Origin of the sequence: Cyanobium sp. Tous-M-B4 (assembly GCF_024345395.1) — a bacterium.
GTDB lineage: Bacteria > Cyanobacteriota > Cyanobacteriia > PCC-6307 > Cyanobiaceae > Cyanobium_A.
The window spans coordinates 154,289-172,966 of sequence record NZ_JAGQBA010000004.1; the positions used below are offsets into that span (position 1 = coordinate 154,289).

The window sequence follows — 18,678 nt, forward strand, 5'->3', positions numbered from 1 at the left end:
CCTGGCACCGATCAATCTTCCTAAACACAAGCAATGAAGATCCTAGGCGGGGAGGTCGGATTGCCCACCACCCGACCGGTTATCGGTGTTAGCTTCCCAGCAGAATCCATCTTGGCGGAGCGTTTTTTGATGTTGCGAGTCGCGGTTGTGGGTGGCGGCCCCAGTGGAGCCTGTGCGGCTGAGGTGCTTGCCAAAGCTGGCATTAAAACCTGGATTTTTGAGCGCAAGCTCGACAACGCCAAACCATGCGGCGGTGCCATTCCGCTTTGCATGGTTGAGGAATTTGACTTGCCAGAGTCGATCATCGACCGCAAGGTGCGCAACATGAAGATGATCTCCCCTTCAAACAGGGAAGTAGATATCAATTTAGAAAATGAAAATGAATATATTGGCATGTGCCGCAGAGAGGTTATGGACGCCTTTCTCCGCAACAGAGCTGCCGAACTAGGTGCCCAGCTCGTGAACGGATTGGTTACCAAAATCGATACTGGTGCCAACCGACAAGGCCCCTACACCCTTACCTATTCCGATTATGGCGCTGGAGAAGCAACAGGAGAAACAAAGACTCTTGAAGTTGATTTGATTGTGGGGGCTGACGGAGCCAATAGTCGAGTTGCCAAGGCTATGGATGCTGGCGACTACAACGTAGCCATTGCCTTCCAGGAGCGCATCAGACTGCCTGCCGAGGAGATGAAGTACTACGAAAACTTGGCTGAGATGTATGTGGGTACTGATGTATCTCCAGATTTTTATGCGTGGGTGTTCCCCAAGTACGACCACGTGGCGGTTGGTACTGGAACCATGCAACAAAACCAAGGGCTGATCAAGGGACTCCAGGAGGGCATCCGCGAACGAGCCAAAAAACGGCTAGTCAACGGCGAAGTAATCAAGGTCGAAGCCCATCCGATTCCGGAACATCCCCGTCCCCGTCGGGTGGTTGGCCGTATGGCCCTAGTAGGTGATGCTGCTGGCTATGTCACCAAGAGCTCTGGCGAGGGCATTTATTTTGCAGCCAAAAGCGGCCGGATGTGTGCCGAGCAAATTGTGGAATCCAGTGCCGGTGGTAGCAAGGTTCCTACTGAGGCAGATCTGAAAAAATATCTTAAGAAATGGGATCGCCAATACGGCGCTACCTACAAGGTGCTTGAGATACTCCAAAATATTTTCTACCGAAACGATGCTGCTCGTGAAGCATTTGTCGAGATGTGCGACGACAAGGACGTACAACGCCTCACCTTCGACAGTTACCTATACAAGCGGGTGGTAATGATGAATCCATGGCAGCAGTTGAAACTCACGCTGCTTACCCTAGGTTCGGTGCTTAGGGGCAATGCCCTGGCTCCTCAGGGCTACAAGCCGGTGGATAGCGCAGTGCGGGGCGAGGCCGAAGTTAATGCCATGCTGGCGGTTAGTACAATCAAAGGTGGTATTAAAGTGGGCGTTAAATCCCGCAAAAATGAAGCTACATCTGCAAAGAATGCAGAGCCTGAACAGGATCGCGAACCGGCTCTAGCTGGAAAGGATTGATCCTCGGGGGGCTAGTTGGCCTAGGAATTTATGGCGCTCACATTAGCTTCTGCCAGTGTGAGCAATTTTTTTGCGTCTGAGTTCCACAGTACATACCTAAAGCTGCTGGGAAAATCTTTAAGGCTTAATCGTGGACATTCCGCCAGTAGCGCTGAATTTGCTTCGTGGCATGCCTGCAGGCGGTAATTAGGAATTCTTTCGCAGAGGTGATGAATACTGTGGAAAGAAATGTCTGCCCAAAACCAATTTAGAATTGCTGGCATTTCCAAATTACTACTACCCTTTAGGGCGCCACGCTGATAGTCCCACCCTTCGCTGCCACTGGCATAGGAATCTGCAAAATTGTGTTGAACGAAAAAGATGCAGAGAAATAATGCTGCCGATAAAGTCATCACAAATAGATAGCAGCTCCAAAACAGGCCGTGGCCAAGCCATGATCCCATTAGCCACCAACTAGTGAGTACAACCAGATTATTGGCAAACAGATCTATGCACTCAGCCGATGTATACCAATGGCTGGAGCGAAAATTACTGCTCAGCTCTGGCAGCTCGGCAAGGCCAGCTAGTCCCTTTTGGCCTAAGTGGGACGCCATAGCTGCCAGCCATTCAGCTACACCGAGCACAAGCTCAAGTCTTGGCCGAATCAGTAGGTAGTAGCAACCACCTGGAAACAGCATCAGAGGGTGGCGACTAAGTCCATAAAACCAGCGTTGGCGTGGTGATAGGGCTAAGTAGTCGCTCAGGGTCAGCAGCGCAGAGGGGCCCCGGTAGCGATCCCAGTTGCCGTTGTGTTTGTGGTGAAAAGCGTGGCCGCGGGACCAGGGATGCTGGGGGATTGCATTTAAGCAACCCAGAAGAAAACCAACGGGCCTGTTTAACCAGCGAGTTTTGAAGAGCGATTCGTGGCCGCAATCGTGCATTAGCGCGAATGAGCGTGCCGAAAACAGGACTAGTAGCAGCAGCACTGGCAGCAGCAGTAGCCGGCTCGGCCCGGCGGCAGCCAGCGTTGGTATGGATGCCCAAAGCAGGGCTGTCGGAATGAAGGTATTTATTAGCTGCCAGCTGGCGATGCGGTCATCGCCTTGGCGGAAGGCTTCGAGCTGAAAATCCCTGCGGCGAGGGGATATCGGCTGCGAGGGAGCCTTTGGCGACGGGACCTGTGGCGATGGAAGTAAACTCAATAACTACCCTCAATGTGAACAGGCATTTTTTTCAATAACAGGACAACATTCTATGGGAATTTCATCCCATAATGCGATTGAAGTCCGCCAACACGGAAGCTTGATTGCGCAGCACCCCCAGCAAATTGAGACGGTTTCTGCGTACCGCTCCATCTTCAGCCATCACCATCACGCTCTGCTCGCCATCAAAGAAGGCTGCCAAGGCTGGGGCGCCAGCCGAAAGTCCGCTAGCCAAGTTGCGGTAGCGATCGTTGGCGCTGCTGGTGGCGATGGGACCTAGCTTGTTAAGCACCGCCAACATGGCTGCCTCACTGCTTTTTTCAAACAGATCAGGATCGACTACTACCTCGGCACTGAGCACGCCGCTTGGTAGATCGCCCTGGTTTGCAAGTCGCGCCGCGCGGGTAACCACAGCCTGCACCGCTGCCAACTGACCCGAGCTGCGCAACTCCATAAGCAGAGCAACTCGTTGTCGTGCATCCTCTGGATCGGACAGTACCCGCCCTTGATCACCCGTTTGGCCAGCCACCGCTTGCACTAGGTCGACATCCATCCCACCTTCCTCAAGCAGGCTCACCAGTCGCTGGCGCAGGAAGTCGGCTAGCTCGATATTTAATCTTTCCGCATCAACGGCGAAGTGGGGCAGCAGTTCAGCCCAGTGCTGACATGAGCGCTGCAACAGGGCGAGCAGATCCAGGCGCCAGCCCTTCTCCCACAAAATCTGCAGTAGGCCTTGGCCCGCGCGTCGCAGGGCGTAGGGATCAGAGGAGCCGGTAGGACGTTCGCCCTTGGCGTAGATGCTTAAGAGCAACTCCAGGCGCTCAGCTAAGGCGACAACAGCTCCTGCATCGGAGCTGGGCGGGGCGTCGCCCGCACCACGGGGTAAGTAGTGCTCCAGCACTGCTAGGCCGACCTGATAGGGCTCTCCCTCTGCCACCAGGTACTTGCCCCCCATTGCCCCCTGCAGCTCTGGGAATTCACCCACCATCTGGCTAACAAGGTCGTGTTTGCAGAGATGGGCCGCCCGACGGGCATGGCTGCCACAGCTGGACGAGAGCGAAAGCTGCTCAAGTAGGACGTCTGTGCACCATTCGAGCCGCTCAGTGCGATCGAGCAGGGAACCCAAGCCCTCAGCGAAGGTGACACGCTCTAGCTGAGACCTGCGATCAATACTGGCCACATTGCGGTCAGCCCTTACAAAAAATTCAGCGTCGGCAAGTCGAGCCTTCAGCACTCGCTCGTTGCCACGCGCCACGCTGGCAGCGGCTGCGGGCAGGGCGTTGCTGACGCACAAGAAGCGTGGCAGCAAGCTGCCTCGGGCATCAAGAGCCAGGGGGTCAAGGTTGTGGCCCTTTGCAAATAAAGGCACATAGCGTTGGTGTGAGCGCATCACGGTGCTGAGTACCTCGGCTGGCAGGCCTAAGTAGTGCTCGTCGAACTGACCCTCCAGCAAGTTGGGTGACTCGACCAGGTCAATCAGTTCCTGGAAGAGCGTCTCTGGCAGATCGGCATCGGCGTTGTGGGTTGAGGCTGCAGCTTCAACAGCGCTGCGGATCAGGGCTCCACGGCAATCGCGATCAACCTCCACCCCGGCTGCGGCCAGCAGATCGGTATGGGCCTCGGCGCTAGGGATGGTCACACTGGCCCGATGCAGGCGATGGCCCCGGCTCTCCCTACCCGCTGTCACTACCGGATCACTGCCCGCGAGGCTTACGGGCACCAGCTCGCTATCCAGCAGGGCCACAAGCCACCGCACTGGCCTGGAGAAGCGACTCTCCCCCTCCCCCCAGCGCATGAAGCGGCGTCCCTGCAGGGCCTCAATCCAAAGGGGAACCTGGGTTGCCAGCACATCGGTGGTGGGCTGCCCTGGTTCGAGGCAGCTGGCAAATAAAAATGGACCCTTAGGCGTGTCACGAATTTCCAGGGCCTCGGGAGCAACGCCACAGCGTTTCGCAAAGCCAAGGGCTGCAGTCGTCGGTTGACCGTCCTTGAGTGCCTGGGCCTGGGGAGGACCCTTGCGCTCCTCCTCCAGATCTGGCTGACGATGCGGCATCCCTGTCACCCTGACCACCAACCGACGGGGCGTACTTGTGCAGTCAATGCGCTCGTGACTGAGCCTCAAGGTGGCCAGATCGCGGCGCACCAGCTGCTCCAGCTGGGGCAGGGCTAGCCGCGCAAAATCGGCCGGAAGTTCCTCAGTGCCGATTTCGAGCAAAAAAGTCGACACGGCGGCAGGGCAACACAAGACGACTGTATTGAACGCTGTTCGCTAACTTCAGTGGCGTGCCGAGCGTTGTGCCAAGGACCTGATGCCCGAAGTCAAGCCGGCCGCCTCCAAATTTGAGCAGCTCAAGGCCAGTAGTGGCCACCTGAAAGAGCCCTTGCTGACGGAGCTCGGCAACGACTCCCTCAATTTCACCGAAGCTGCTGTCCAGATCCTGAAGTTTCACGGCAGCTACCAGCAGGACAACCGCGAAAACCGGCGCAAGGGCGCTGAAAAGGACTGGCAGATGATGCTGCGGTTGCGCAATCCCGGTGGCCGGGTCCCTGGCTCCCTCTATCTGGCCATAGACGAGCTTGCCGACCGGCTAGGTAACGGCAGCCTGCGGGTTACTACTCGCCAGGCATTTCAAATGCATGGCGTCAGAAAGGAGAACCTCAAAGAGGTGATTGGCACGATCGTGCGCGAGCTGGGCTCGACCCTTTCGGCCTGTGGCGATATCAACCGCAATGTGATGGCCCCGGCAGCCCCATTTGAAAAGGGGGCTTACCCGGCAGCCCGCAAGCTTGCCGATGACATCGCTGATTTGCTTGCCCCCCAGGCGGCTGAGGGTTCCTACCTCGACCTCTGGGTTGACGGTGAACTCAGCTACAGGATCAAGCCCAGCCCGGCGGTTGCCAAAATCAAAGCGCTGCAGCAGCAGGGTGCTGTCTTCAGCGGTGATGAGGCCGAACCGCTCTATGGCAGCACCTACCTGCCCCGAAAATTCAAGGTTGCCGTCACCGTTCCCGGCGACAACTCGGTGGACCTTCTGACCCAGGACATCGGCTTGGTGCTGTTCTGTGACCCCCAAGGCAGCCCCCTCGGCTGCAACGTTTACGTAGGTGGTGGCATGGGCCGCACCCACAACAAGGAGGAGACCTTCGCTCGTACAGCAGACCGCCTCGGCTATGTGGCCTATGGGCACGTGCTGGAACTACTTCAGGCGATCGTGGCCCTACAGCGGGACCATGGCGACCGGGAGCAACGGCGCCATGCCCGAATGAAGTATCTGATCCATGACCGGGGTGTCAATTGGTTTCGTCAGGAGCTCCAGGAGCGCTACTTCGCCCACCCGATCAAGGCGATGCGGCTAGAGCCAAAAACCAAACTCGAGGATTACCTCGGCTGGCATCGCCAGAGCCGTGGCCTCTGGTTTGTGGGCCTGCCGGTGCTGTGCGGACGCCTTTCCGGTGAGCTCAAGAGTGGTTTACGTCAACTGGTCGATACCTACAAGCTTGAGGTGCGACTCACCCCCAACCAGGATCTGCTGCTCTGCAACATCGGCACCGCCCAGCGCTCCACCATCCGCGCTGCCCTCTCAGGGCTTGGTATGGACGCACCGGAAGCACCTGCACCGCTCCAGCGCCACGCTCTGGCCTGTCCTGCCCTGCCCCTATGTGGTCTTGCTGTTACGGAAGCTGAGCGCATCCTGCCAAGCGTGCTGGAGCGGCTGGAAGCCCAACTGCAGCGCCTGGAGATTTCCCGATCGGTGCTAGTGCGTATCACCGGCTGCCCCAACGGCTGCGCCCGTCCCTACATGGCTGAGATCGGCCTGGTTGGCAGTGGTGTCGACCAATATCAGTTGTGGTTGGGGGGCACCCCCAACCTCAGCCGATTAGCGGAGCCCTACCTAGAGAAGATGCCGTTGGAGGATCTAGAAACCACTCTCGAACCGCTGCTGAAGGCTTGGCAGAGTGCCGGTGGCCGCCGCAGTTTTGGCGATTTTGTCGTCAAGAGTGGCCGTGACTCTGTGCAGCAAATGCTGGAAGCAGGGGCTGGGTGAGCTGGGCCGGCATGCCTACGCCAGATCAGCTGAGCCGGGAACTGGCTGAATCCCCTACTCGTCCATAACAGGCCTCCCTGGCGCTGCTACGCCAGGCCCAGAGCTGATCACCCCAGCTGAAGTGCCACCATTCATTGGGGTGCTGCTCAAAACCTGCTCCAGCCATCACCTTGGCCAGCAACTGGCGCCGCTGGTGCCAGACAGCAGCAGGGCTGCAGGAATCAGCCAAGGCGGCAGCTTGATGAAATAAGGGTTCGGAAACCCTGCCAATTGCATCGATCTCTCCCCCCATCGCCAGGGCCTCGCCGCCAGCATCAGCCAGGGTGAGATCCACGGCACCTCCGGTGCTATGGGGTGGCGGTGTGGCCGGATCATCGCTGGGAGGGGCCCAGAAGCGGCCCACGGCAGCCTCTGCCCGATCTCGTTCTGGGGAGGGATGATCGGGGTTGATGCCGATTCGGCCGCACTCGGCCACAAGGGAGTGGCGCACCATGAAGCGCTGCACGGCCACGGGCCTCCAGGCATCAAAAATCGCCAATCTCCAGCCAGGCTGCTCCTTTTGCAGCGCCTGCTGGGCTTGCAGCAGACGGGTGACCACTCCCTGCCGCAACCGAAATGGGGAAGCATTAGGCCCATAGGGGGCACCCAGGGACGCGTACGGATGGGGTTCGAGCCGCAGCAAGGCCGTTGGAATTTCCTGCAGCGGCTCATCAACCTCAGCAATCGGAATGGAGTTCCAGGGGCGCAAGGGAGCTGCAGGCAGGCTTTTCCATTCAAACTTGGCAGCAAAGCCAGAGGTGGCCGGCGGATCAGGGTATCCAGCCCTTAAGGTTTCGAAACTCTGACGATTAACCAGCCCTCGCCCATGCCCACTCGCTTCGTTTTGAGCGGCGATCACCCCCTAGATGGCAGCCATGGCCGAGATTTGTTGCGCTCCTATATGCGCGACATCAGCAGGGTGCCGCTGTTGAGCGCCGAGCAGGAGATCACCCTTGGGCGCCAGGTTCAACAACTGGTCGCCCTCGATGAGGTTCGCGAGGAGCTCACCTTGAGGGCTGGCGGGCTTGCCCCTAATGACCAGCAGCTGGCTGTTGCTGCCGATCTAGAAATAGATGAGCTTCAAGCCACGATCCGGGAGGGTAGGCAGGCCAAGGAAAGAATGGTGTCTGCGAACCTGCGCTTAGTGGTGTCAATCGCCAAGAACTACACCAACAGCAGCTTTGAGCTGGCAGATCTGATCCAGGAGGGCACGATTGGACTGGTGCGAGGCGTTGAAAAATTTGATCCCAGTCGTGGATATAAGTTTTCTACCTACGCCTACTGGTGGATTCGGGAGGGCATCACCCAAGCAATCAAAAACAAGAGCCGCACGATTCGCCTACCAGCACCAATCACAGCTGCCCTCAGCAAACTCAAACGCTGCCAGCGGGAGTTGACCCAGCTATTAGGCCGTCCGCCCAGGCTGCATGAGCTGGCTTCAGCCGCAGGTATGTCTGAATTGGACGTAGAAGAGCTGATGTTTCGAGCTGTGCAGCCACTCAGCTTCGACTACACCACTCCTGAAGGTGAAGCCATCAATCTGCTTGACAAAGTAGCCTGCGATGGTGTGCAACCAGATCAGCTAGCACTTGAGAATTGCCTTAAGAGTAATATACGAAAGCTGCTGGATCAGCTGCCTGAACAGGAAGCCCAATTGCTAAAGATGCGTTACGGCATCGACCAGGAGACGGCTTTGAGTTTGTCAGCCGTGGCCCGCGAACTTGGCATCACCCGTGATACTGCCCGCGGGCTAGAGCGTCGGGCTGTAGCTTCCATGCGGGATTTATCAGGGCAGGTTTCCGACTACTTATCCGCCTAGGTAGGCAGCACGCCACCTGATGTTGGGGCGTTTTCGTGCTTAGTTAAGCCTGGTTAGTTAAGCCGGGCCGCTTGATCCATCTGGCGGCGACGCTGCTCAGCTAAAGCATGGGCAAGGCCCTGATGCTGCTTTAATTCAGGATCAGCAGCTGTTATCATGCGGGCGACGTCGCGGGCTTCTTCGAGCACAGTGCCATCCTCGGTGAGACTCGCTAAGGCCAAATCCGGCAGGCCGCTCTGACGTGTACCCAGCACCTGGCCTGGCCCCCGCAGGCGCAGATCCATTTCGGCTATTTCAAAGCCATCGCTGGTGCGCACCAGTACCTCCAAGCGCTGGCGGGCCAGCACGTTGTTGCTGTCGTTGATCAATAGGCAGTAGGAGGCGGCAGCTCCCCGCCCCACTCGACCCCGCAGCTGGTGCAACTGGGCAAGGCCGAAGCGTTCTGCATGCTCAATCACCATCACGCTGGCCTCAGGCACATCAACGCCCACCTCCACCACGGTGGTGCTTACAAGCACCTGGGTTTGCCCACTGGCGAAGGCGCTGATGGCAGCTTGCTTTTCAGCGCTGCTTAACCGGCCATGCAATAGCCCCACCGCTAAATCCGGAAACTCCTCCTCACTTAGCTGGCGATGCACCTCCACAGCCGAGCGCAGCTCGAGCTTCTCCGACTCCTCCACTAGCGGCAACACCACATAGGCCCGCTGGCCAAGGGCCACCTGCTCGCGGATCAGCTCATAGCTCAGCTGGCGCTGACTGCTTTTGATCATGCTGGTGCGGATTGGCTGACGTCCTGGAGGTAATTCGTCGATCTGGCTGACATCCAGATCGCCATGAAGAGACAGAGCCAGAGTGCGAGGAATTGGCGTAGCCGTCATCGTCAGCAGGTGGGGCTGAAGCCCTTTGGCCAGTAAGCGATTGCGCTGGCGCACCCCGAAGCGGTGCTGTTCATCAACTACAACCAACCCCAGCCGATCGAACTGCACTGGGTCCTCCAGCAGAGCGTGGGTGCCCACCAGCAGTTGCAGCTGACCGTTGACTAGATCCTGCAGCAGCTGCCGCCGTCGCGGGGCTGGGGTGGAGCCAGTGAGAAGAGCTGAGGTGACGTGTAGCTGGGGCAGCCACTCCGCCAGCTTGCGGTAGTGCTGTTCGGCCAGCACCTCGGTAGGTGCCATCAGGGCCCCTTGGCAGCCAGCCTCGATCGCAGTGAGTAGGGACGCCAGGGCAACCACGGTTTTGCCACTGCCCACATCCCCTTGCACCAAGCGGGCCATGGGCTGGGGGCGGGCCAGATCGGCGCGGATCTCAGCCAGCACCCTTTGCTGGGCACCGGTAAGACCAAAGGGCAAGATGGACAAAAATTGCTGCACTAGGCCCTCGCCCCCCGGTGGCAAGGCCAGGGGTGGGGCTGGTCTCTGGCTCAGTTGGCGGCGCCGTTGGGCCAGGCCCAACTGCAGCAGCAAAAACTCATCAAACACCAGGCGGCGGCGGCTTGCCTGCAGCTGCTCCTGGCTGCTGGGCCCATGGATCTGGGTAAGCGCTTCAGAGCGGCCCATCAGCTTCTGGCTGCGACGCAGGGCCTCAGGCAGGGGATCGGGCCAGCTACTCACCAAGGGAATCACGGCTTCGACCACCTGGCGCAGCCGGTCTGCACCCAATCCTTCAGTGAGCCCGTAAACAGGCAGGAGCCTGCCAATCGTTTCGGAGCGCACCGGTGCCTGGGGCGACTCCAACACCTCCATCAACGGATCCTGAAACGCCGGCCCATAGGGGGTTTCCTTGACCAGACCACTGACCGCAACAGTGGCTCCAACTGGAAACAGGCGTTGCTGGGATTGCAGCCAACCGGGACTGGAAAAGCGCTGCCCGGCAAAAAAGCGACTCACCTTGATTCGCCCTGTGCAATCGACTAGGTGAAGTTCGAGAATCGAAAGGTTGGGATTGCGCGGGCTGGCAAAGGCATGGCTGCGGCGCACCGTCGCCACAATCGTGGCGGTGGTTCCCGGTTTGAGCCCGTTGATCCGCACGAGATTGGCGTAGTCGAGATAGTCACGCGGGTAGTAGTGCACCAGGTCGCGCACCAGCAGTAAGCCGAGCTGGGCTAAACGGCTGGCGGTCTTGGGGCCAACCCCGCGAACTTCCGAGAGGGGCGTATCGGCGTTGAGGCTGGCTGAATTGGGGGCCTTGCCGGCGACTGTTGAGTTTGATACCAGCCGCAGCCGGGGTGGTGCCACCGCCAGCACTGGCTGCTGGGCCTGGCGCAGGGCATGCAGCCTTTCCCTAGCCGTTCGCACCAGGCTCTGGCGCCTGGCTAACTGCAACTCGCCATAGGCCTGAAAACCAGCTGAAAGATCAAGTAAGCGCTGCAGGGGTTCGGCAGGCAGATTCGGCGGCCGCAGCTGCAATTGCTGCACCACAAAGCTGCTGAAACAGGTTTGACGGCCCTTTAGGTCGATAAATCCCCGGTCGGCTTCCACCTGCAGGGCCTGCTGCAGAGCCCGCAGCCAGGCTTCTAGTCCGGGCAGCTCGGCAGGCTCTGGGCTGGGTTGATGTCCTGCAGCCACAGCTGTTCCGCCTCTAACGCCTGAACCCGCCGCCTGAGACGGCGATAGTGCTGAGCCATTCTGCGCACCTCCTGGCGGTGCTGCTGGATCCGAGTACGACAGGTGTGCAATTTGGGCAGGGAATGCTCCAGGTCAGCAGGCCGGAGCAGCACCGCTATGGCTACAAGGCGACCGGCTGATGGCTCCGGGCCGAAGGGCAGGGGCAAGCGCAGCAGATTCGCTGGAGCTTCCAGGCTCTCCAACTGTGCTGTAAGGGCAGCATCAAGCAGGCTGACTGGCAACAGGGTTGTCGTTATCCCCAGCCGCATTAGCTCAACGTTGAGAGCATGGGAGAGATTGCGTAGGCGGCGGCTGAGAGCCTGCTCAAAGCCGCCGATCCAGGCGAGCAGCAGCGCAGGGTCTGAAGGTAAGCGCCCCCCTTCCCATGGTGTTGGAGTCCGGTTGGACGGCTCCACCAACCAATCGCTGAAGGCTTCAGCCATGGCCCGCATCGTCACCTCATGGTCTTGCTGGCCATCTGCCTCTTCCTGCTGCTCGTCGGCTGCCTCGATCTCCTCCCCTGGGTTATTGCGATCGGGCTCCGCCAGCTCAACCGCGGACCGGAGGGTGAAGCTGGAGTGGTTGAGGAAGTCAGCTCCAACGGGCAGGGCCATTCCAAGGTTGATTGATCCCCGTGCTGGAGTCTCCTCAGGTTGCTCGAGCTGCTCTGATTGCTCTGATTCAGAGTCGTCTCCTCCAATGGCCGCCAGCAGCCTGCTGCGCTGGCGGCTGCGTTGCTTGTTGTGTTCGCTGGCTATCTGAGCGGCTAGGTGGGCGGTCTGCTCAACTGTGAGCATGCTGCTAGCCCGCTGCACCAGGTTGCGGATGCGCCGATGCAGCACCCGGCGCTTGTTGCTATCCAGATCGCTGTAACGATCAGGATGCACTTGGGTCGCAACATGAAAACAAGCCTGTTGAACACTGTTCAACAGGCCGTCTCTAAGCACCTGGAGATAGAGAGCCAAGTGGCGATAGAGCTGGGGGTTGGAGGCCCCCAGCTGGGATTCCAGATCCTCAAGCTGCTGATGGGCAGCCTCCAATGGGGTCACTGGCTTGCTGATCAGGCCGTCTGGCTCATGGCTGCCACTTCGGCAGCGAAATCAGATTTCTCCACCTCAATGCCCTCACCAAGGGTGAAGCGGGTGAAGCGACGCACCTGGATGTTTTCGCCCACCTTGCCGGCCACCTGCTTCACCATCTCCGCCACGGTGACAGCGCTGTCTTTGATGAAAGGCTGATCAAGCAGGGCCAGTTCCTTGAGGCGCTTGCCAATTCGGCCCTCAACGATTTTGACCTTCATCTGCTCGGGTTTGCCCTCGAGATCATCACGACCCATCTCGATGGACTTTTCGCGCTCTGAAACCTCAGCAGGAATCTGATCGATACTTACGTATTCCACACCAGGACAGGCAGCGATCTGCATGGCCACATTGCGCAGCAATTCCTGGAAAACGTCGCCACGGGCTACGAAGTCGGTTTCGCAGTTGACCTCAACCAGCACGCCCACACGAGCGCCGGTGTGGATGTAGCTGCCCACTGCACCTTCAGCGGCGGTGCGTCCAGCCTTTTTCTCAGCGGTCGCAATGCCCTTCTGGCGCAACCATTCGGTGGCTTTGGTGGCATCGCCACCACATTCGGAGAGCGCCTTCTTGCAATCCATCATTCCTGCGCCGGTTTTATCGCGCAGTTCTTTAACTAGCTTTGCCGAAATCTCAGCCATGGGTTGGTATGGGGTACGGGGTACTAATGGTGAAACGATAAGGGGGAAGGGGATCAGCCCTCGTCGTCGCGGCCCTGATCTTGAGCTCCGTGGCGGCCTTCGTTGATGGCATCGGCAAGGCGGCCAAGCACCAGCTGCACGGAACGAACGGCGTCGTCGTTGCAGGGGATCGGCACGTCGCAGAGGTCGGGATCACAGTTGGTGTCGAGCATGGACACCAAGGGAATATCAAGCTTGCGAGCTTCCAGGACAGCGTTGGTTTCACGGCGCTGATCGACCAGCACGACTACGTCGGGCAGGCGGCGCATGTTCTTCAAACCACCGAGATACTTCTGCAGGCGCTCAAGTTCACGGCGCAGCACAGCAGCCTCCTTTTTGGGTCGCATCGCGATGGCGCCCGAACTTTCCATGCGCTCCAGATCCTTGAGCCGATCGATGCGAGCACGCATTGTGGTCCAGTTGGTGAGCATGCCGCCCAGCCAGCGCTGGTTGACGTAGGAGGCGCCGCAACGGGTGGCCTCAATCGCAATTACTTCAGACGCCTGCTTCTTGGTGCCAACAAACAGAAAGCGCTTGCCACTGCGGGCCGCGCTGCGGGTCCACTTGTAGGCGTTGTTCATGCAGACGGCGGTCTGCACCAAATCAATGATGTGAACGCCGTTACGCGCGCAGTAGATGTAGCGCGACATCTTGGGGTTCCAACGGCGCGTTTGGTGCCCAAAGTGGGCACCCGCCTCCATCATCTCGGCAAGAGTTACAACAGCCATAATTTCGGGTTGGGGTTTCGGGTTTGCCTCCACCTGCCAGGGATCCAGAACAACCCATACGACCAGAAGGGCCGACGGGCATTGCTGCTCGGATCACCCGAAACACGCAGGTGTGCGGTGTGATTTGTACTTAGGCACCTTATCAAATAGGGCTAGGGGCTGGACCTGGGCCCTTGAGTGCTTGGGCTTCTGCAAACAGAGCCCGCACTCCCAGGCGGTTGAGAGGCACTCGCAGCAGCTCCATGGCCACACCGGGATGGCCGCTGCGGATCAACCAGGCCAGCAGGGGACGCAGGCTGCGTTCGTTGAGCAGGCCGCCCAGGGTGAGCGCCTCCCAGAGCAGGCGATGCAGCCAAGTGAACTGAATTATCAGCCTCACCCGCCGGGTGGGGTGCTTTTGGTAGAAGACCAGTCCCATTTTTGCTCGCTCCCTCTCCACCCGAATCAAGTCGGGGATCTGATCCAAATTCAGGGCCGGATGCCAGTGATAGCCAACGGCCTCCGGGCAGCGCACCAGGCCAACTCCAAGCCGCCGCAGTCGTTCGCCGAGCTCCAGGTCTTCCCAGCCATACAAACGGAAGCTCGTGTCAAACAGGCCGGCCTGCTCAAGCAGCTGTCGATCAATCGCCACGTTGCCGGTGGCGAAATAGGCAAAGGAATAATCCTGAAGCTTGTGTGGTTCGCTGCAGGGATCCTGGAAATTTGCCGTGTTTATGACGGCCCCATAGGTGAAACAGCGGCGGTTGCCGCGCCGCTGCCACTCGCGCTCTAGGGCTGCAGCGTGGCTGCGCAGAAAGCTGGGGGTGACCACCAAGTCGCTGTCGATGAAAACGACCACGTCGCCACGGGCTGCCTCCACACCCCGATTGCGGCCCTCAGCAGGACCACCGTGCTCCTGCTCGATCAGTCGCAGGTGCGGCAGCTGCACGTTGTGCTGCCGCAGCCAGCTAACGGTGGCATCGGTTGAGCCATCGTCGACCAGCACAACCTCGTAGCCCGTGATCTCTGCTGAGGGATCCTGGTCCTCTAGGGCCAGCAGGCACTTCTGCAGGATCGGCAAGCGGTTGTAGGTGGGGATGACGACGCTGAGGAACATCGGGGTCGCCGCGAGGGTCTAAACAGCAAAAAGGGGATCCCTCCGGATCCCCTCAGCGATGCAAGGGCTGCACTGATCAGTCGGCGGCGCCACCGTTGTTGGCTGTGCCCGTCACACCATTGCCGGCGCCTTCACCGCGGCCGTCGTTGCGCAGCTTGCGCTTCTTGAATTTGCGCGCGTAGGAGCGATTGCGCTCTTGCTTTTCCTTCTTGAGATTCCTGCGCTTAGCCATGCGAGCGGCGTGTTGGAGAGATGCGAATTTCCACCTTACTCAATTGCGAAGGCGCCGTTGCTCAACTGACCGTCCTCCATCTGCACAAGTCGGTCTGCCACATCAAGAATCCGAGGGTCGTGGGTCACCATCAACACACCGCATCCCTGGTCTTTAGCTAGCCCCTTAAGCAGCTCGACCACCTCACGGCCGGTACGGGAATCCAGCGATGCCGTGGGCTCATCGGCCAATAGGAGCTGGGGCCTGGCGGCTAGAGCCCTAGCGATCGAAACCCTTTGCTTCTGCCCACCGGAGAGATCATGGGGCAGCTTGCCGAGATGGTCGCTCAACCCCACGGCCCGCAACCATTCCCGAGATCTATCCCTACGGGCTCGATAACTGAGCCCTTGCAGCAAGTCTGCACCCATCTGTACGTTTTGCTCTGCCGTAAGGCACCTGAGCAGGTTGTGGCCCTGAATGATCATGCCGATCCTGCGGCGCAATTTGAGCCGGGCGGTCCGACTTGCTCCCCTGAGCTCTTCGCCAAACACCTGGACCGAGCCCTCCTGCACCTGGCGCAGAGCTCCAATCAGTGTCAAGAGGGTTGTTTTGCCGCAGCCGGAGGGACCGGTAAGTAGCACCACCTCACCGGGATCAACGCAAAGGCTGATGTCCTGGAGCACCTGGCGGCGATTGACGCCACTGCCAAATGAGTGCCTCAAGCCATCCAGGCGCACCATCGCAGCCATCAGAAAATCTCCGCGGGGTCGGCGTCACCAAGGCGCCGCATCGCCAAGGTTGCCGAGCCCATACACATCACCAAAATCATGATGAACACGGTCAGCGCCCGGGTCAGGTTCATTGATACCGGTAGCTGGGTGGCGTTGCGCACCAGTAGATAGAGACCCTGGCCGGCGGCGTAGGCAGGCAGATAGCCGAACACAGCCAGCAGCATCCCCTCCCTAGCCACCACCCCAAGCAGGGTGGGGAGCCGGTAGCCCATCGCCATCAAGGTGGCATATTCCGGCAGATGATCGCTGACGTCGGAATACAAAATCTGGTAGACGATTACGCAGCCCACCACAAAGCCCATGGCAGCACCAAGGGTGAAGATGAAACCGATCGAGGTGCTGGATCTCCAGTAGTTCTGCTCAAAAGCGATAAAGCCTGCTTTGGTCAGCACGCTGACGTCATCGGGTAAATCCCGCTTCAGCCTCTCGACCACCGCATCGGCATCGGCCCCAGCTCGCAAGCGGATTAGACCCACCTCAATGCTGCCTGGAGGAGTATTTGGCAGTAGCTGGAGATAGGTCTCCTGGCTCGTGAGCAGATTGCCATCAGCGCCAAAGGAGGTGCCGAGCCCCACCAGGCCGGCCACCCTTACTTTTTTGCCATTGATCTCGCTTTCGACGGTGCGTCCGCCGCGAAACCATTCGGCTACAGGCCCAAACTCTGGCCTGGAGAGCTCATCAAACAGCACTCGGCCCCGATCCTGCAAAAGCTTTGCCTTAGGCGCGAGGCTGGGGTCGGTGAACAGGGGATCGGCAGGTTCAAAGCCCAGGGTGAGGATTGAGCGGGTTGCCTTGGTGTCCGGGTTGCGCCAAAGCAGCAAATTCCAGTGAACCGGAGTAATCCCCTGCACATCTGGATCTGCCATGGCCTGCACCAGACGGCGGCGGGGAAAGCCGGCCATGCTCACCGAGCTGCTGGAACGGGGGCTGATTAACACCAGGTCGGTGTCAAAGAGGCGGTGGATAGTGACACTGGCGTCAAACAGGCCGTCCCTAAATCCCAGCTGCATAAACATCAAAATGCCGGCGAAGGCGATGCCAGCCAGGGCGACAGCCAGGCGCACGGGCTGGCGAGTCAACAGCAGCCAGGCAAGGGGAATGCGGCGGCCCTGCCAGATACGGCCAAGCATCAGGGCTGCACAGGCGCCCTGGTGGCAGCGAGGCGCGCAATCACCTTTAAGCCCGTGAGATCACGCACTCGCTGGCTATCAGCAGGATCTAGAGCCACCCGCACCTCCACAACCCTGGCATCCGCGTCTCCGGTGGGGTCAGTTGAAAGCACTGAACGCTGCCGCACCTGGGGACTGATCCGAATCACCTCGCCTGTAAGCGTGCCTTGATAACCGCCGTTTTCGCTGATCAAAGAGACGCCCTGGCCAAGGCGCACTCGGTCGATGTCACTTTCGTAAACCTCAACCAATGCCTGCATGCGGTTGCTGGCGCCGAGCTCAAGTACGCCTGTTTCAGTCGGGCGCTCGCCAACTCGGGCGTGGAGCTTGAGCACGGTGCCAGCCATGGGCGCCCGTAGTTCGGTAAGCAGCAACTCAGCTTTGAGTTTCTCGCGTTCAGCCCATGCTTCGTTGCGATCCCCCTGAAGCTTGAGCAGGTCCGTCTCGCGATTGTCCAGCTCACCGCTGGGTATGGCTCCGGAACGACTCAGTTGGCGGTAGCGACGGACGTCGCGGGTTTGTACAGCCAATCTGGTGTCAAGGTTGCGAAGTCGTGCCTCAATTAGCCGTTGTTGGGCCACCAGGGTGGGCGCTGTGTCAAAACGGGCCAGCAGCTGGCCACTGCTGACGCGGTCGCCTTCCTCCACCAAAAGCTCGGAGATCCTGGGGCTGCCACCGATGCCGCTGATGGGGGCCGCCAGCAAGCGCACATCACCTGCCGGCTCAAGCCGTCCGAGCGCTGCCACCGCTTCCTGATTACGGGGAGTTGCAGCAACCACGGGTGCTTTGACGGCAGGGGTTCGCTGCTGGCGAACCAGGGCGACTGCCAAAACCACCACCAGGACCCCGCCGCCAAGCCACCAAAGCCTGTTAACACCGAGCAAAGCGCGCTTCACGGTGCCGGCGGATCGTCGAACAACAACTCCTCGATGTAACGGTCTGCCCACTCCGGGTTGAAGGCCTTCTCCAGCACCCGGCGAGTCTTGTCGTTTTGTTTCTGTTGCTTGCAATACCGGAGCTGACCCTGCCATCTACCAACCGTAGCTGGGTGCGTTGGTGCCTGAGGCTCACTGGCGGCTATGGCCGAAGCCAGCACATCGAGAAAGCCGCTTACCTCGTCGAGAAACGCGGCCTCCTCAGCGGCGTTCGTGGGTCTCACAAAACGAACGTAGGGCGAAAAAATTGACCCCCACCCCGGCAGCTCCCGTTCCTGTTCAAAGCTGCTGCGGGGCCTGGCAGCAAGAGCCTCGGCGATGCCGGCTGGTAGCTCGCCGCAAACTGGCGAGAGGTCGACGATGGCGGCAGAGACCCCGGCTGGGCCGGCCACGATGTCTGCCCCAAAAACAGGCAGGTCGAAGCGGGGATCTGGGAAGAGTACGCAGTGCAAAATCTGCAATCCCGCGCCAAGGCGAGCGGTTTCCAGGTGCAGTTTGCGCAGTCCTAGGCAGCGACGCAGCTCGTTGCGTATGAACAGAGATTCGCCATCGAGGCTGCCACTGATGGCTTCGAGATCAGCAGAGACCGCAAACGCTTCCAATTCGGGCAGGCCTTGCCAGAACGTACGAATCCGCGCCGCTAGGGCGTCCATCAGGGGGTGAATCGCACCGCTTTCGGCGCCGGAGCCCTCGGGGGAAGCGTCGCGACTCTGAGACGAAGCGGGGGCGGAACTCACGACAGGAGGTGCAGCCAGCAGAATGCAGATCCTGCCA

General features: G+C 59.5%; 16 protein-coding genes. 3 read left to right on the top strand and 13 right to left on the bottom strand.

Annotation, left to right across the window (positions count from 1 at the left end; genetic code table 11):
- Positions 1-129 precede the first annotated feature (129 nt).
- The gene (chlP, locus tag KBY73_RS09285; RefSeq protein ID WP_254936966.1) at positions 130-1,527 is read left to right on the top strand and encodes a geranylgeranyl reductase; all 1,398 of its coding nucleotides are present in this window, start codon (positions 130-132) and stop codon (positions 1,525-1,527) included.
- A 20-nt stretch (positions 1,528-1,547) separates the two neighbouring features.
- On the opposite strand, the gene KBY73_RS09290 is transcribed toward chlP, so the two are convergent.
- A complete protein-coding gene (locus KBY73_RS09290) occupies positions 1,548-2,492 on the bottom strand; it encodes a fatty acid desaturase (protein WP_254936805.1) in 945 nt (314 codons plus the stop codon).
- 277 nt (positions 2,493-2,769) lie between these two features.
- Entirely contained in the window at positions 2,770-4,935 is a 2,166-nt protein-coding gene (glyS, locus tag KBY73_RS09295) for a glycine--tRNA ligase subunit beta (RefSeq protein ID WP_254936806.1), read from the bottom strand.
- Between the two features lie 82 nt (positions 4,936-5,017).
- Here glyS and sir point away from each other — a divergent pair, with 82 nt between their 5' ends.
- A complete protein-coding gene (gene sir, locus KBY73_RS09300) occupies positions 5,018-6,754 on the top strand; it encodes a sulfite reductase, ferredoxin dependent (protein WP_254936807.1) in 1,737 nt (578 codons plus the stop codon).
- Positions 6,755-6,779: 25 nt separating this feature from the next.
- Here sir and KBY73_RS09305 read toward each other — a convergent pair whose 3' ends face one another.
- Positions 6,780-7,502, bottom strand: a complete 723-nt coding sequence (locus KBY73_RS09305; RefSeq protein ID WP_254936808.1) for a M15 family metallopeptidase — start codon at positions 7,500-7,502, stop codon at positions 6,780-6,782.
- A gap of 117 nt (positions 7,503-7,619) precedes the next feature.
- On the opposite strand from KBY73_RS09305, the gene KBY73_RS09310 reads away from it, so the two are divergent.
- Positions 7,620-8,612 carry a sigma-70 family RNA polymerase sigma factor gene (locus tag KBY73_RS09310; protein ID WP_254936809.1) on the top strand — a complete coding sequence of 331 codons (993 nt, stop codon included), beginning with the start codon at positions 7,620-7,622 and terminating at the stop codon, positions 8,610-8,612.
- 53 nt (positions 8,613-8,665) lie between these two features.
- Here KBY73_RS09310 and recG read toward each other — a convergent pair whose 3' ends face one another.
- The 10 genes from recG to KBY73_RS09360 form a co-directional block, all read right to left on the bottom strand.
- Positions 8,666-11,176: an ATP-dependent DNA helicase RecG gene (gene recG / locus KBY73_RS09315; protein ID WP_254936810.1), complete on the bottom strand. Its 2,511-nt coding sequence runs from the start codon at positions 11,174-11,176 to the stop codon at positions 8,666-8,668.
- Positions 11,125-12,264, bottom strand: coding sequence for a hypothetical protein (locus KBY73_RS09320; protein WP_254936811.1), 1,140 nt, complete (start codon positions 12,262-12,264; stop codon positions 11,125-11,127). The genes recG and KBY73_RS09320 overlap by 52 nt, the downstream gene beginning before the upstream one ends.
- A gap of 11 nt (positions 12,265-12,275) precedes the next feature.
- Complete coding sequence (gene tsf / locus KBY73_RS09325; RefSeq protein ID WP_254936812.1) at positions 12,276-12,935, bottom strand: translation elongation factor Ts; 660 nt, start codon at positions 12,933-12,935, stop codon at positions 12,276-12,278.
- A gap of 53 nt (positions 12,936-12,988) precedes the next feature.
- Positions 12,989-13,702 (bottom strand): 30S ribosomal protein S2, encoded by a 714-nt coding sequence (rpsB, locus tag KBY73_RS09330; protein WP_254936813.1) that lies wholly within the window; start codon positions 13,700-13,702, stop codon positions 12,989-12,991.
- 142 nt (positions 13,703-13,844) lie between these two features.
- Positions 13,845-14,798, bottom strand: coding sequence for a glycosyltransferase family 2 protein (locus KBY73_RS09335; RefSeq protein WP_254936814.1), 954 nt, complete (start codon positions 14,796-14,798; stop codon positions 13,845-13,847).
- A gap of 76 nt (positions 14,799-14,874) precedes the next feature.
- Positions 14,875-15,030: a hypothetical protein gene (locus KBY73_RS09340; RefSeq protein ID WP_011129965.1), complete on the bottom strand. Its 156-nt coding sequence runs from the start codon at positions 15,028-15,030 to the stop codon at positions 14,875-14,877.
- A gap of 35 nt (positions 15,031-15,065) precedes the next feature.
- Positions 15,066-15,758, bottom strand: coding sequence for a DevA family ABC transporter ATP-binding protein (locus KBY73_RS09345; protein WP_254936815.1), 693 nt, complete (start codon positions 15,756-15,758; stop codon positions 15,066-15,068).
- A complete protein-coding gene (devC, locus tag KBY73_RS09350) occupies positions 15,758-16,930 on the bottom strand; it encodes an ABC transporter permease DevC (RefSeq protein ID WP_254936816.1) in 1,173 nt (390 codons plus the stop codon). The genes KBY73_RS09345 and devC overlap by 1 nt, the downstream gene beginning before the upstream one ends.
- Positions 16,930-17,865 (bottom strand): HlyD family efflux transporter periplasmic adaptor subunit, encoded by a 936-nt coding sequence (locus KBY73_RS09355; protein WP_254936817.1) that lies wholly within the window; start codon positions 17,863-17,865, stop codon positions 16,930-16,932. The genes devC and KBY73_RS09355 overlap by 1 nt, the downstream gene beginning before the upstream one ends.
- Positions 17,862-18,641 (bottom strand): phycocyanobilin:ferredoxin oxidoreductase, encoded by a 780-nt coding sequence (locus KBY73_RS09360; RefSeq protein WP_396096898.1) that lies wholly within the window; start codon positions 18,639-18,641, stop codon positions 17,862-17,864. The genes KBY73_RS09355 and KBY73_RS09360 overlap by 4 nt, the downstream gene beginning before the upstream one ends.
- Between the last annotated feature and the right edge of the window lie 37 nt (positions 18,642-18,678).